The sequence below is a fragment of the Mesorhizobium sp. STM 4661 genome, from assembly GCF_000359125.1.
In the GTDB taxonomy this organism is placed as follows: Bacteria; Pseudomonadota; Alphaproteobacteria; order Rhizobiales; family Rhizobiaceae; genus Mesorhizobium.
Window position 1 is genome coordinate 37,524 of sequence record NZ_CAAF010000067.1, and the last position, 14,558, is coordinate 52,081.

14 protein-coding genes are annotated in these 14,558 nt (G+C 63.0%); 2 read left to right on the forward strand and 12 right to left on the reverse strand.

Going from position 1 to position 14,558, the window contains the following annotated elements:
- The gene (locus tag MESS4_RS22745; RefSeq protein ID WP_006336028.1) at window positions 1-639 is read right to left on the reverse strand and encodes an acyl-homoserine-lactone synthase; all 639 of its coding nucleotides are present in this window, start codon (window positions 637-639) and stop codon (window positions 1-3) included.
- Between the two features lie 97 nt (window positions 640-736).
- On the reverse strand, window positions 737-1,468 hold the full coding sequence (locus MESS4_RS22750) for a LuxR family transcriptional regulator (protein ID WP_006336030.1): 732 nt from the start codon (window positions 1,466-1,468) through the stop codon (window positions 737-739).
- A gap of 286 nt (window positions 1,469-1,754) precedes the next feature.
- Between MESS4_RS22750 and MESS4_RS22755 the strand changes: the two genes are divergently transcribed.
- The gene (locus MESS4_RS22755) at window positions 1,755-2,570 is read left to right on the forward strand and encodes a transporter substrate-binding domain-containing protein (RefSeq protein ID WP_036241908.1); all 816 of its coding nucleotides are present in this window, start codon (window positions 1,755-1,757) and stop codon (window positions 2,568-2,570) included.
- A gap of 14 nt (window positions 2,571-2,584) precedes the next feature.
- On the opposite strand, the gene MESS4_RS22760 is transcribed toward MESS4_RS22755, so the two are convergent.
- On the reverse strand, window positions 2,585-2,998 hold the full coding sequence (locus MESS4_RS22760) for a tellurite resistance TerB family protein (protein ID WP_006336037.1): 414 nt from the start codon (window positions 2,996-2,998) through the stop codon (window positions 2,585-2,587).
- A gap of 152 nt (window positions 2,999-3,150) precedes the next feature.
- Between MESS4_RS22760 and MESS4_RS22765 the strand changes: the two genes are divergently transcribed.
- Window positions 3,151-4,800, forward strand: a complete 1,650-nt coding sequence (locus tag MESS4_RS22765) for a lysine--tRNA ligase (protein WP_006336038.1) — start codon at window positions 3,151-3,153, stop codon at window positions 4,798-4,800.
- Here the strand turns inward: MESS4_RS22765 and MESS4_RS22770 are convergent.
- From MESS4_RS22770 to MESS4_RS22805, 9 genes are all read right to left on the reverse strand, one after another.
- Window positions 4,763-5,590, reverse strand: coding sequence for a thermonuclease family protein (locus MESS4_RS22770; RefSeq protein WP_006336039.1), 828 nt, complete (start codon window positions 5,588-5,590; stop codon window positions 4,763-4,765). The genes MESS4_RS22765 and MESS4_RS22770 overlap by 38 nt on opposite strands.
- A 10-nt stretch (window positions 5,591-5,600) precedes the next feature.
- Window positions 5,601-6,251, reverse strand: a complete 651-nt coding sequence (locus MESS4_RS22775) for a helix-turn-helix transcriptional regulator (RefSeq protein WP_006336041.1) — start codon at window positions 6,249-6,251, stop codon at window positions 5,601-5,603.
- A gap of 81 nt (window positions 6,252-6,332) precedes the next feature.
- A complete protein-coding gene (locus MESS4_RS22780) occupies window positions 6,333-6,878 on the reverse strand; it encodes a thioesterase family protein (protein ID WP_006336042.1) in 546 nt (181 codons plus the stop codon).
- A gap of 9 nt (window positions 6,879-6,887) precedes the next feature.
- A complete protein-coding gene (locus MESS4_RS22785) occupies window positions 6,888-9,107 on the reverse strand; it encodes a 3-hydroxyacyl-CoA dehydrogenase NAD-binding domain-containing protein (RefSeq protein WP_006336043.1) in 2,220 nt (739 codons plus the stop codon).
- A 14-nt stretch (window positions 9,108-9,121) separates the two neighbouring features.
- A complete protein-coding gene (locus MESS4_RS22790; protein ID WP_006336044.1) occupies window positions 9,122-10,330 on the reverse strand; it encodes an acetyl-CoA C-acetyltransferase in 1,209 nt (402 codons plus the stop codon).
- 31 nt (window positions 10,331-10,361) lie between these two features.
- On the reverse strand, window positions 10,362-11,531 hold the full coding sequence (locus tag MESS4_RS22795; RefSeq protein ID WP_006336045.1) for an acyl-CoA dehydrogenase family protein: 1,170 nt from the start codon (window positions 11,529-11,531) through the stop codon (window positions 10,362-10,364).
- 1 nt (window position 11,532) lies between these two features.
- Window positions 11,533-11,676 (reverse strand): hypothetical protein, encoded by a 144-nt coding sequence (locus MESS4_RS33670; RefSeq protein WP_157385645.1) that lies wholly within the window; start codon window positions 11,674-11,676, stop codon window positions 11,533-11,535.
- A 119-nt stretch (window positions 11,677-11,795) separates the two neighbouring features.
- Window positions 11,796-13,592, reverse strand: a complete 1,797-nt coding sequence (locus tag MESS4_RS22800; RefSeq protein ID WP_006336047.1) for an acyl-CoA dehydrogenase — start codon at window positions 13,590-13,592, stop codon at window positions 11,796-11,798.
- A 348-nt stretch (window positions 13,593-13,940) separates the two neighbouring features.
- The gene (locus MESS4_RS22805; RefSeq protein ID WP_081609828.1) at window positions 13,941-14,402 is read right to left on the reverse strand and encodes a MerR family DNA-binding transcriptional regulator; all 462 of its coding nucleotides are present in this window, start codon (window positions 14,400-14,402) and stop codon (window positions 13,941-13,943) included.
- Between the last annotated feature and the right edge of the window lie 156 nt (window positions 14,403-14,558).

The window sequence follows — 14,558 nt, forward strand, 5'->3', positions numbered from 1 at the left end:
TCACGATGCCCGCCTCATCCCGAGCATGTCGGGATATCCCCAGGCCAGCACCGGCGCGAAATGATTGCGACGCGAACGCACCACATCCAGCGTATGGTCGTTGAAGGTGAGCAGCGTGGCGACGACCTGCTGGTTGCCGTAAGTGCGCTGGTAGCCGAGCGGCGTGGCCAGGAAATGCAGTTGCAACGCACGCAGGACCCACATCGGCTCGAATTCGATGATCACCTGATTGACGTTGCGCTTCAGCCCCCACTCGACGAAACCGGCAATCAGCTCGGTGCCGACCGTCGACACGCCGCGCTTGCCGTCACGAAAGCCCGGCGCCACCGCATAGCGGGTCAGTTCCCAGACATTCGGCCCCGAGGGCGGCGTCCCTTCATAGAGATCCGCCAGCACATCGGTCAGAAGATGCGCCCGCGTCGTCGGCAACATCCTCTGATAACCGGCGAGTTCGCCGTTGCGGATGACAAGCTGATGTACTGCTTCGTCGTGGTCGAACTGGTCGATCTCAAGGCCGTCGGGACGCTTCAGATCGGTCCAGCCCATCTCCTCGACAAAGATCTTGTAGCGCAAGCGATGAACCGCCTCCCAAAGGTCGGGGCGTTCCATCAATTCCTGAGTATTTAGGGAAAAAAGCATTTTGCCGTCTCCTGGTTTAAGAGGAAGATACGGCCGGGCTTTCCCGAGAAAATTACGTGATCACGTAGGCAAGAATTTCTAGGCCGGCGCGGCCGACCTAGCTAATATAGCCGCGCCTTATCGCTTCCGCGACCGCCTGCACCCGGTTGACGGCACCGAGTTTGCTCTTGGCGTTAAGAAGGTGTTTCTCGGAGGTATGTTCCGAGATGCCGAGGATTTGCGAGATCTCCCACTCGGACTTGCCGACAGCCGCCCATTGCATGCATTCGCGCTCGCGCGGCGTCAGTTCAATGTGATCGATGGTCTTGTTGGCCATCGTGTGGAGTTGCATGGCGCGGCCGATGGCATAGGTCGACACCAGCGACACCAGCCCGAACTCGGCCCCCGACAATTCGACGGCCTCGCCGCCCAGCGACACCATGACGATCTGGCCGTCCAGCGTGATCAGCGGGAAGGCCAGCCCGTCGCGCAACTTGAATTCGCCGGCGTCGCCCATCACTTCGCCGCTGCTCTTGTCGACGCGAATGCCCTGAGCGGCCTCCCGCCACTGGAACGGCGCCTGAAGCTGCTTCATATGGCTGACGACGGGGTCATGGTCGACATAGTTGCGCGACACATAGCGCTCCAGCCATTCCACCGGCCACTCGCAAAGCAGCACATGATCCTTTTGCTGGCCTCTTGGCGTGCCTGGCTGCGGAACCGTCCCGGCCATGAGCGCCGTCAGGCCGAACTCCGAGGTTATGCCAAGCAGCTTTTCGCAGACCAACGCCGGCGTGTTGGCGTGCTGCAGCTGATCTATGAATTCCAGTGTGCGATCGAAGTGACCCATCGCAACATCTACCCCATGTTGCCTTCCGCATTGAGATCGACGTGCCGGTGTTTGACTTGTACGTTGCCATCGACCCGGATGCAAACCTGCTGCCCCGCCGCAGCGCCCACGACTAACCCCCAGCCGAAGCGATGCAGTCATTTGCAAGCTCACTAATCATATCCCTAAATCAGCCTGATGAAATCAAAAACCGTTGTGCCTGTGCCGTTTTCGTACGAAAAGCCAATATAAAATGAGGACAAAGCGGAGTTTGATCGTGGCAATTCGGTGGATATCCATCGTCTTGATGCTGGCATTGATGGGAGCACAGCCGCTGATTGCGCGCGCCGCGGAGCCACAGGTGCCGGTCTTGTGGGATGCCAAGGAGCGGTTGCCGAAGCCGGATCTTTCCAAATTGCCCCGGTTGCGTTTCCTGACCACCACCGATTTCCCGCCTTTCAACTTCCTCGACGGGGCGGGCCGGCTGTCCGGCTTCCACGTCGATCTGGCGCGCGCCATCTGCGCCGAACTCGGCATCGCCGAAAAATGTCAGATCCAGGCGCTGCCCTGGGCCGAGCTGGAAGGCGCGCTGCGGAAGGGCGAAGGCGAAGCGATCATTGCCGGCATCGCCGCCACGCCGGAGTCGCGATCGAAATATGCCTTCTCGCGCTCCTATTTGCAGTTTCCGGCGCGCTTCATCATGCCGAAGACAAAAGCCCTCACCGAACCGATCTTCGACAGATTGCGCGGCAAGCGCGTCGGCGTGCTCGCCGGCTCCGCGCATGAGCGGATGCTGCGCGCCTATTTCGACGCCGTTCAGGTCGTCCCGTTCGAGCGGCCGGAAGACCTCTACACCGAACTCAAGGCCGGCAAGATCGACGCCGCCTTCGGCGACGGCATGCGTTTCGCATTCTGGCTGGGCGGCTCGGATGCCGCGGGCTGCTGCCGCTTTGCCGGCGGCCCCTATCTGGCGCCGGAATATCTGGGCTCCGGCATGGCCATCGCTACCAGGGCCGACGATCCGGCGCTGGCCGCGGCATTCGACTACGCATTGCAGGAGCTTTCGGTGAAGGGCATCTTCGCCGAATTCTATCTGCGCTATTTCCCGGTCAGTTTTTTCTGATCCGGTCCAGTTGCCTAGGTGAGCGTCCGGAGGCGGGCCTTGGCCGCGCGGCCGATGGCGGCGACAGTCAGCGTATCGAGACCGAGCTGGCGGCGGATAAGCTGCAGCACGCGCACCTCCTCCATCCGCATTTCGAGGTCGACGGCCGCCACTTCGAAGGCGGCGGCGTAGGCCGTGTCGTGCAGCCGTTCGGGCAAAACCTCGGAGACATTGGCCAAAACGCCTTCCAGACCGTCCTTTTCATGCAGCATCTTCTGGCAGGCCTGGGCGACCTCGACCAGCCGGTCATGGTTGAAATCCTCGAACACCGGCCATGAGCGGACGACGTCACCGATCCGCGCCAGTTCGACATCGGTCATGTCGCGATCGGACGCCGAGGTGATGACCATCAGGTAGATCAGGGCTTCATGCGGCGTCGGCAACGGCATTTTTTACTCCTTGAACGGGTTCCGAACTTAGGAACGCGGTATCTGTGCCGCAAGGAAAAAGAGCGGCGATCGTTGACGCCCAAGACAGGCACGCCTAGAGACCGGTTGAAAAATCTTGCGGCTTTGCCGGATGAACGACCTGGAACAGTGACATGGCGGGATCAAACATCATCGATCTCAATCCCGAGGTGCTTGCGGCAGCGGCCGAAAGCAAGGCATGGCCGTTCGAGGAGGCCAAAAAGATCGTCGAGCGCTACAAGGGCACCGACTTTCCCGAGACCGTGCTGTTCGAAACCGGCTACGGCCCGTCGGGCCTGCCGCATATCGGCACGTTCGGCGAGGTCGCGCGCACCTCGATGGTGCGCCATGCCTTCCGCGTCCTGACCACGGACACGGTCAAGACCAAGTTGCTCTGCTTCTCCGACGATATGGACGGCATGCGCAAGATTCCCGACAACGTGCCGGATCGCGCCGCGCTCGAACCGCATCTGCACAAGCCGCTGTCGTCGGTCCCCAATCCGTTTGGCGGCGACTATGCGAGCTTCGCGGATCACAACAATGCGATGCTTTGCCGCTTCCTGGATACGTTCGGCTTCGACTACGAGTTCGCCAGCGCAACTCAATATTACAAGGCCGGCCGTTTCGACGCAGTCCTGCTGCGCGCCGCCGAACGCTACAACGAGATCATGGCCGTGATGCTGCCGACGCTTGGGTCGGAGCGGCAGGCCACCTACAGCCCGTTCCTGCCGATTTCACCGAAGAGCGGTCGCGTGCTTTATGTCCCGATGAAGCATGTCGACGCCAAGGCCGGCACCATCACCTTCGACGACGACGGCACCGAAACCACGCTTTCAATCAAGGGCGGCAAGGTGAAGCTGCAGTGGAAGCCGGATTTCGGCATGCGCTGGGCAGCGCTGGGCGTCGATTTCGAAATGTTCGGCAAGGACCACCAGACCAACGCTGTGATCTACGACCGTATCTGCAACATTCTGGGCGGGAGGGCGCCAGAACATTTCGTCTATGAGCTGTTCCTCGACGAGAACGGCCAGAAGATCTCGAAGTCGAAGGGCAATGGACTGACCATCGACGAGTGGCTGACCTATGCGCCGACTGAAAGCCTCGGCCTCTATATGTATCAGCGGCCGCGGCAGGCCAAGAAGCTCTATTTCGACGTCATCCCGCGGGCCGTGGACGAATATTACACCTTCCTCGCCGCCTATCCCAGGCAGGATTGGAAAGAGCGGCTGGGCAATCCGGTCTGGCACATGCATGACGGCAACCCGCCTGATATCGACCTGCCGGTGCCGTTCTCGCTGCTGCTCAATCTCGTCAGTGCCTCCAACGCCCAGAACAAGGATGTGCTGTGGGGCTTCATCTCGCGCCATGTACCTGGTGTAACACCTGGGACGCATCCCGAGCTCGACAGGCTGACGGGCTATGCAATCCGCTATTTCGACGATTTCGTGAAGCCGACGAAAACCTTTCGCGCGGCCGACAATGTCGAGCGTGGGGCCCTGGCGGAGCTGTCGCAAGCGCTTGCCTCACTTCCCGCCGGCGCTACCGGCGAAGCGATCCAGAACGCGGCGCTCAACGTCGCGCGCAGGATCGAGCGCTATCAGGACCATTCGAAGCAGAGCCCCGAAGGCGGGCCTGGCGTCTCCGGCGCCTTCTTCCAGATGATCTACCAGGTGCTGATCGGACAGGAGCGCGGCCCGCGCTTCGGCTCCTTTGTCGCGCTCTATGGCATCGAGGAGACCCGCGCGCTTATTCAGAAGGCTCTGGCTGGTCAACTGGCGGCGTAGCCGTCGTCGCCGACGGATCGAGTATCGGCTGCGTGGCTGTCGGTGCGACCGCAACGGGAGCCGGCGCCGGCGGCAGGCCGGAGAGCTTTGGCGCCGGCCCGAAAATGCCTTTCTTGGCCTCACGCGCCTTCTCGCCGGCCTCGACGTAAGGGCTGCCCTTGGCGGCGCGCGCCCAGCCGTTCTCGATCAGCCACTGGCCAATATCCTGTTTGCCGACCCGGCATTCGGCGGCGATCAGGTCACGACCGCCCTGCGGCGGCACCGTGCAGACCACCGCCCGGCCACGCAGAAAGGCGCGGAACGCGGTGCGCGCCCGGATACCGCAGGCCCAGGACTTGCCGCCATCGGTGCAGCTTTCGTCCTGCTTGACGATGTCGATGCCGGAAACCGCGACCGAATAGCCGTTGGCCTCGATCACTCCGGCAGCCGGCGCGACCGGCTGGAAGAGTTTTGTCCCGTTCCAGTCGTCGGGCATTTTTGTTTTGGGCGGCTTGGGCGGGCCGGCCAGCGCCAGTTCACTCAGCGGCGCGCGAGGCTCTACTCGCTCGAGTTCCTCAGTCTGAAGCTGCGGCTGCGCGACGATCTCGGGATCGACGGCCCTGGAGTGCGCTTCCGGCTTTGCCGCCTGGTGTTTCGGAATTGCTGCGGCGGCAGCCACGTCGGATTGCGTCTGCACCGGCTCTTCGCCGCTGCCGTTTTCACCGTGCTGCACGACGCGGCCGCCGGCCACGATCGCTGTCCCCGTCGCCAGGAGAACCAACACCGCGACGGCGGCTTGAAGCGGGCGCATCGGCGGCACCCTACTGGCTTGCCCAGACAATCCGCGCCACCCATTCGACATCCCGCATGGGGATGTCGCGGTCCGGATGGTCGGGATTGAGCGAGACCAGCACGATCGATTTCGCCGTCTGGCGGTCGAGCACCTTGGCCATGACCTCGCCGGCATTGGTCTTGACGACGACGCGGTCGCCCCTGCGGGTGGCGGCGCCCGGCTCGACGATCAGCACGTCGCCGTTACGATAGAGCGGCAGCATGGAATCGCCCTGGACCTGCAACGCATAGGAAGTTTCCGTCGACCGCGCCGGAAGCTCGACCAGGTCCCAGCCCTGCCCCGCCGGAAAGCCGGCATCGTCGAAGAAGCCGCCGGCGCCGGCCTGGGCGAAGCCGAGCAGCGGCACCGAAGACTTCTGCGCAGGCAGGAATCCGGGACCGGACTTGCCCCGGCCTTCGACCAGCCCGGTGAATTCGTCGAGCGAGGCGCCGGTCGCCTCGATGATCTTGGCCAGCGATTCGGTCGAGGGCCAGCGCGGGCGGCCGTCCGAGGACAGCCGCTTCGACTTGTTGAAGGCGGTCGAATCAAGGCCCGCGCGCTTCGCCAGTCCCGAGGCCGAGAGCGAATAGCGCTCGGCCAGAGCGTCGATGGCGGCCCACACCCGATCATGCGAGAGCACTTTTTGCTCTCCTTCAAACAGGAAAAAATACCTTCTTTCTTCTAGTCTTCGATCGCTGATTTGTCCACCGTCGGGAAAGGTTCAATCCCCTGCCTTTGCCAAGTTGCGCAACCCCTGGTGGGACGCCATGAACCTCTCCTCGGCCGGTGTCAGCGGACGCGGTTGGACGCTACGGCCCAATGCTGCGACGACCTCGCCCATGTCGAGAAAGCGGCGGTTGGCACGGTCGTAGATGCCCGCCGTCGTCATGATCAATGCGGCCGTTTCGCCGTTGTCGAGGACGAAACGGTGCTTGCCGACAACAGCGGTACCTTCCCAGGTCTCGATCGAGGAGACCACTTCGAAGCGCCGCCACAGCCTGATCTCGCGTACGTAGACGGATTGCAGCCCGCCCATCATTGGCGCCCAGCCGTTCTTCCTCGCCAGCGTGACGAGGCCCGCGCGCACGAAAATATCGATGCGGCCGAGATCGGCCAGCATCATGTAGCGCGCATTGTTGAGATGGATGTTGGAATCGATATCGGTCGGCAGGCAGCGAAAGGCGAGCCGGCTTTCACCGCCCATCAGATAGGGGCCACGGCGAGGCGCCGTGGCGATCATCCGTGCCAGACGCGCCCAGACATACATCGGGCGGCGTCAGGCTGCCTTCTTCACCTCGCCCTTCGCATAGGGATCGAAGCGCTGGTAGAAGGTTTCACCTTTTTCGGCCATGTCGAGCAGCAGCTTCGGCGCCTTGAACTCGGCGCCGTACTTCTTCTGCAGGCCCTTGGCGATCTTGACGAATTTCTTCGCGCCGATGCCGTCGATGTAGGACAGCACGCCGCCGGTATAGGGCGCGAAGCCGAAGGCGAGGATCGAGCCGACATCGGCTTCGCGCGGATCGGTGACGATGCCCTCCTCCATCACCCGCGCCGCTTCCAGCGCGATGGTGACCAGGAGCCGCTGCTTCAGCTCCTCATAGTCGACCTTTTCTGGCTTGAGCTGCGGATAGAGGTCCTTCAGGCCCGGCCACAGCTTCTTCTTGGCTGGCTTCGCCGGATAGTCGTAAAAGCCCTTGCCGTTCTTGCGGCCGAAGCGGCCATGGGTGTCGACCAGCGTGTTGATCAGCGCCATCTGCTTCGGGTCGACTGCCTTGTCGCCGAGATCCCTGATGGTCTGCTTCATGATCTTCTGGGCAAGGTCGATCGCCGTTTCGTCGGTCAGCGCCAAGGGACCGACCGGCATGCCGGCAGCCTTTGCCGCGTTCTCGATCATCGGCGCCGGAACGCCCTCGATCAGCATCTTGTAGGCTTCCGACATGTAGCGCAGCACGCAGCGATTGACGAAGAAGCCGCGGGTGTCGTTGACGACGATCGGCGTCTTCTTGATGGCGCGGACGAAGTCGATCGCGGTGGCCAGCGCCTTGTCGCCGGTCTTCTTGCCGAGGATGATCTCGACCAGCATCATCTTGTCGACCGGCGAGAAGAAATGGATGCCGATGAAATTCTTCGGCCGCGCCGAATTCTTGGCCAGCGCGGTGATCGGAATGGTCGAGGTGTTGGAGGCGAGCACCGCCGACGACTTCAGCACCGCTTCGGCCTGTTCGGTGGCAGCCTTCTTGACGCCTGAATCCTCGAACACCGCCTCGACGACCAGATCGCACCCTGCGAGGTCGGCATAGTCGGCCGTCGGCGTGATCAGCGACAGCAGCCTGTCCTTGTCCTCCGGCTTGGCGCGGCCCTTCTTGACCTGATCCGAGATCAGGCTGTCGGAATGCGCCTTGCCCTTGGCGGCGGACTCCATGTCGCGGTCGAGCAGCACCACCGGGATGCCGGCCTTGGCGGTGACATAGGCGATGCCGGCGCCCATGAAGCCGGCGCCGAGAATGCCGATCTTCTTGAATTTCGTTTCCGGCACGCCGGCCGGACGGCGCGCGCCCTTGTTGAGCTCCTGCAGCGAGACGAACAGCGAGCGGATCATCGCCGCCGCTTCCCTGGTCTGCATGATCTCGGTGAAATAGCGCTGCTCGATGCGCAGGCCCGTGTCGAACGGCACCAGCAGACCTTCATAGACGCATTTCAAGATCGCGGCGGCGGCCGGATAGTTGCCATAGGTCTCGCGGCGCAGGATGGCGATAGCCGGCGGCCACAGATTGGCGCCGGCCACCGAATAGATCGGGCCGCCGGGCAGCTTGAAGCCCTTCTCGTCCCACGGCTGAACTGCTTTCAGGCCGTTCCTGATCATCGCCTTGGCGGTCTCGACCAGCTTCTTGGGCTCGGCGATCTCATGGATCAGGCCCATCGACTTGGCCTTCTGCGGCGACAGCGTCTGGCCCGAGGTCAGCATCTGCAGCGCCTGTTGCTGGTCGGTCAGCCGCGGCACGCGCTGGGTGCCGCCGGCGCCAGGGAAGATGCCGATCTTCACTTCCGGAAGCGCCATCTTGACCTTCTCGGAATCGGCCGCGACACGGCCGTGGCAGGCGAGCGACAATTCGAACGCGCCGCCCATGCAGGTGCCGTTGATCGCCGACACCCAGGGCTTGCCCGAGATTTCCAGCTTGCGGAACAGTCCGGTCATCTTGCCGGCATTGTCGAACAGCGCCTTGGTCGCCTGCTCGGCGTTCCTGGCCTTGTCGGCGGCAAAGGTGGTCAGCATCTTCTGCAGCAAGGTGATGTCGGCGCCGCCCGAGAAGGTGTCCTTGCCGGAGGTGATCACCGCGCCCTTGATCGCGGCGTCGCCCGCCACCTTGTCGACAATGGCATCGAGTTCGAGCATCGCCTCTTCGGTGAAGACGTTCATCGAGCGGCCGGGCATGTCCCAGGTGACCAGCGCGATGCCGTCAGCGTCGATGTCGAGGGTGAAATTGGTGTAGCTCATCGTCTTTCTCCCGGTCAGACGCGTTCGATGATCGTTGCGGTGCCCATGCCGGCACCGATGCAAAGCGTCACCAGCGCGGTGTTGAGGTCGCGGCGCTCCAGTTCGTCGAGCACCGTGCCGAAGATCATCGCGCCGGTGGCGCCGAGCGGATGGCCCATGGCAATCGCCCCGCCATTGACGTTGATCCTGTCGTGCGGAATGTCGAAGGCCTGCATGTAGCGCAGCACCACCGAGGCGAAAGCCTCGTTGAGCTCGAACAGGTCGATGTCGGACAGCTTCATCCTGGCGCGCTGCAGCAGCTTCTCGGTGACGTCGACCGGGCCGGTCAGCATCAGCACCGGTTCCGAGCCGATATTGGCAAAAGCGCGAATGCGCGCGCGCGGCTTCAGGCCGAGCGTCTTGCCCGCCTTCTTCGAGCCGAGCAGAACGGCGGCCGCGCCGTCGACGATGCCCGACGAATTGCCGGCATGGTGGACGTGGTTGACTTCTTCGACCTCGGGATGCTTCTGCACCGCGACGGCGTCGAAGCCACCCATTTCGCCGGGCATGACGAAAGATGGGTTGAGTGCGGCCAGCGACTGCATGTCGGTCGAAGGCCGCATGTGCTCGTCATGGTCGAGGATGGTCAGGCCGTTCTGGTCCTTGATCGAGATCACCGAATTCTTGAAGCGGCCCTCGCCCCAGGCCTTGGCGGCGCGCTTCTGGCTCTCGACGGCATAGGCGTCGACGTCGTCGCGCGAAAAGCCGTATTTGGTGGCGATCAGATCGGCCGAAATGCCTTGCGGCACGAACCATCCGGGCAGGCCGACCGAGGGGTCCATGAACCAGGCGCCGCCCGATGCGCCCATGCCGACGCGCGACATCGATTCGACGCCGCCGGCAATGACGATCTCGTCAGACCCTTGCGCGATCTTGGCGGCGCCGAAATTGATGGCGTCGAGGCCGGAGGCGCAGAAGCGCGAGATCTGCATGCCGGGCGCCTTGGTGTCGTAACCGGCTTCAAAGGCAGCCGCGCGCGGAATGACGGAACCCGCTTCGCCGACCGGATCGACGCAGCCGAAGATGATGTCGTCGACGGCGCCGGTGTCCAGCCCGTTGCGGTCGCGGATCGCCTCGAGCACCTTGGCGCCGAGCCGCACCGCCGGCACCTCATGCAGCGACCCATCCTTCTTGCCCTTGCCGCGCGGCGTGCGCACGGCGTCATAGACATAAGCTTCGGCCATTTTTCTGCTCCTTGGGTTTGCTGAGTGCCGCTCAGAGCGAGCGCCCGATCAGCAATTTCATGATCTCGTTGGTGCCGCCGTAGATGCGCTGGACGCGGGCGTCGCGGAACATGCGGGCGATCGGATACTCATTCATGTAGCCATAGCCGCCGTGCAATTGAAGACATTCGTCGACGACTTTACCCTGCAGGTCGGACAGCCAGTATTTGGCCATCGAGGCCGTCACCGGGTCGAGGCCGCCATTGATGTGGCGGGCGACGCAATCATTGTAGAAGACGCGGCCGATGGTTGCCTCGGTCTTCAGTTCGGCGAGCTTGAACTGGGTGTTCTGGAAATCGATGATCGCCTTGCCGAAGGCCTTGCGCTCCTTGACGTACTCGATGGTCAGCGCCAATGCGCGCTCGATCATGGCGATGGCCCCGGTGCCGATCTGCAGCCGCTCCTGCGGCAATTGCTGCATGAGCTGGATGAAGCCCTGGCCTTCCTCATGGCCGAGCAGGTTGGAGGTCGGCACGCGCACGTCGTTGAAGAAGAGTTCCGACGTGTCGTTGGCCTTGAGCCCGATCTTGTCGAGGTTGCGGCCGCGCTCGAAGCCCTCCACCTCGTCGGTTTCGACGACGATCAGCGAGGTACCCTTGGCGCCCTTCGCCGGATCGGTCTTGGTGACGACGATGATGAAATTGGCGAGCTGGCCGTTGGTGATGAAGGTCTTCGAGCCGTTGACCTTGTACTGGTTGCCGTCCTTCTCGGCGCGCGTCTTCACGCCCTGCAGGTCGGAGCCGGCGCCCGGTTCGGTCATGGCGATGGCGCCGATCAGCTCGCCGGTGGCGAGTTTCGGCAGCCACTTCTTCTTCTGCTCCTCCGAGCCGTAGTGGAGGATGTAAGGGGCGACGATCGAATTGTGCAGGCCGATGCCGAAGCCGTCGACACCGACATGGCCGATCGCCTCGATGATGGCGCTCTCATGCGCGAAAGTGCCGCCCGAGCCGCCATACTGCTCCGGCATCGAGGCGCAGAGCAGGCCGGCGGCACCCGCCTTCAACCAGCTCTCGCGGTCGACCATCTCGTTCTTCTCGAACTCGTCGTAGCGCGGCGCGATCTCTTCCGACATGAAACGGTTCGCCATGTCGTAGAGCATGCCGACTTCGTCCGCCGCCCAGGCGGGCTTGGGGAGGCCAAGGATTTCGGCGGGGTTGGTCATGCTATTCCTCCTTGGCGCCGATATCCGCCTCCCCCTCGAGGGGAGGGTGGCCGCGAAGCGGCCGGGAGGGGTCGCCGATGAAGTGCTCGGCCTTCAACGCTTGCGCCTTCTGCCGCATCTCGAAACTGATTGGGGTCCGGGGCATTGCGATGATCTTCCTCCCAAGGCACATCGTTAAAATTGAGGTTGGCGCACTGCCGTTGCGACCCCTCCCGGCCCTTCGGGCCACCCTCCCCTCAAGGGGGAGGGGGACGCCGACCGTCTTTAAAACGCTTCCGCCGGCAGTGCCATCAATGTGTCGGCGCCACTGGAGATGCGGGCGAGGTGCGCCGACGTCTCCGGCATGATCCGCTCCATGAAGAAGCGCGCCGTCACCAGCTTGCTGTCGTAGAAGGACGACGCCCCGTTGGCGCCGTTCGCCAGCTTCGCGTCGGCCGCCTTGGCCATCTGCGCCCACATGTAGCCCAGCGCCACCAGCCCGAAGAGATGCATGTAGTCGCTCGAGGCCGCACCTGCATTGTCGGGCTTGGCCATGCCGTTCTGCACCAGCCACATGGTCGCCGCCTGCAGATCGTTGAGGCCCTTCTTGAGCGCCTTGGTGAAGGGCGCCATCTTCTCGTCGGCGCGGTTCTCCTCGCAGAATTCGCCGACCTCCTTGAAGAAGGCCTGCACGGCGCGGCCGCCGTTCAGGCCAAGCTTGCGGCCGACGAGATCGAGCGCCTGGATGCCGTTGGCGCCTTCATAGATCATGGCGATGCGGGCATCGCGCACGAACTGGCTCATGCCGTGCTCTTCGATATAGCCATGACCGCCGAACACCTGCTGTGCCATGACGGCGTGATCGAAGCCCTTGTCGGTGAGCACGCCCTTGACCACCGGCGTCATCAGCCCGGTGTAGTCGTCGGCGGCCTGGCGGTCCCTGTCGTCACCGGAGCGGTGGGCGATATCGGACTTGATCGCCGTCCATAGCGCCAGCGCGCGGCCGGCCTCGTTGAAGGCCTTCATGGTCATCAGACCGCGGCGGATGTCGGGGTGGACGATGATCGGATCGGCCTTCTTGTCCGGCGCCTTGGCCCCGGACAGCGAGCGGCCCTGCAGGCGGTCCTTGGCGTAGGAGACGGCGTTCTGATAGGCGACCTCGGATAGCGAAAGCCCTTGCAGGCCGACGCCGAGGCGGGCCTCGTTCATCATGGTGAACATCGCCTTCAGGCCACCATTCGCCTCGCCGAGCAACGCGCCTTCAGCCTCGTCATAGTTCATGACGCAGGTCGAATTGCCGTGGATGCCCATCTTCTCCTCGATCGAGCCGCAGGAGACGGTGTTCCTCTCGTCCGGATTGCCCTCGGCATCGAGCCTGAGCTTCGGCACGATGAACAGCGAAATGCCCTTCACGCCTTCCGGCGCGCCCTCGATGCGGGCCAGCACCAGATGGACGATGTTGTCCGACATGTCGTGCTCGCCGGCCGAGATGAAGATCTTCTGGCCTGATATTTTGTAGGTGCCGTCGCCGTTCGGAACGGCCTTGGTGCGCAGCAAGCCAAGATCGGTGCCGCAATGCGGCTCGGTCAGGTTCATGGTGCCGGTCCAGGCGCCCTCGACCAGCTTCGGCAGCCATGTCGCCTTCTGCTCGTCGGTGCCATGGGTGATGATGGCCGCGATCGCGCCCTGCGTCAGGCCTGGATACATCATCAGCGACATGTTGGCCGACACCATGTATTCGGCGACCGCGGTGTGAACCGCGTAAGGCAGGCCCTGTCCGCCGAACTCCACGGGTGCGGCCAGCCCCATCCAGCCGCCTTCGCGATACTGGTCGAAGGCCTCCTTGAAGCCTTTCGGCGTCGTCACCGAGCCATCGTCATGGCGCACGCAGCCCTCCATGTCGCCGACGCGGTTCAGCGGCTGCATGACATTTTCGGCGAGCTTGGCGCCTTCGGCGAGGATCGCCTCGACCACATCCGGCGTCGCATCGGAGAAGCCCGGAAGATTGGAATAGCGCTGGTAGCCTAGCACCTCGTTCAGCACGAACAGCGTGTCCTGGACCGGAGCCCTGTAGATCGGCATGCTTTTTCCCTCCACCATGCGGACTTGGCCCCGGAATCAAGCCGTGCGCGGCAGCCGGACCAATGTTGAAATCGGGATAACAAAAATTGACGTTTGCGTAAACGTCAATTTTTTGATGCGACAAATTTTCCCGACGTCTCGCGGGTAAGCGTAGCGGCGTGATGCGCTGTAAGCCAGCGCGGAATGTCTTCGTATGAAGGCAACCTAAAGCGCTTCGCGTTTGTCGCAAAACCGCTGCGCACTTTTGCGCGACTTGCATTGGAAGCAACGCAAAGAACCGCGCGGCGAAGGCCACGCGGCTTTTATTCGTTCGTCAGAAGGCCGTTCGCCGGAAGCCGGCGGGCGGATTTAGCTGGCGACGCTGGCCTGCGGCGCCGAACGCTCGATCAGCATCTGGCGCACCGCCGCCATCGAGTTGCTCAACTCGCCGATGGCGTCCTCGATCAGCGCCCGCTGCTTCTGCAGGCGGGCAAGCTGCTTTTCCGACTTGTCGAGCGCCAGCCGCAACTGCTTGGTGTTGGAGCCGGTCGGATCGTAGAGATCCATCATCTGCTTGACGTCGCGCAGCGAGAACCCGACCTTGCGACCGAGCAGGATCAGTTTCAGCCGCGCCTTGTCGCGGCGCGTGTAGAGACGGGTAGAGCCGTCGCGCCGCGGATTGAGAAGGCCCTTGTCCTCGTAGAAACGCAACGTGCGCAGCGTTACTCCGTAGTTCTTGGCCATCTCGCCGATGCGGGCAAGGTCCTCGCCGGCTTCGACAGACATATCATTGGTATTGGCCGCGGCTTCGCCGGGCGAAACAAGTTTCATGGTCACTGGCTTTCCCCGTCTGGTGGCATCGCGGTCCGGGACCTCGCGTCGCCTGAGTGGAAGCGGGGGCGTGCTTCCAGTCGTGGTTTCAACAACAAATCGTAAAAGACGCGGTCTGTGCACCCTTTACGTTTACGTCAATTCTATATCGATAGC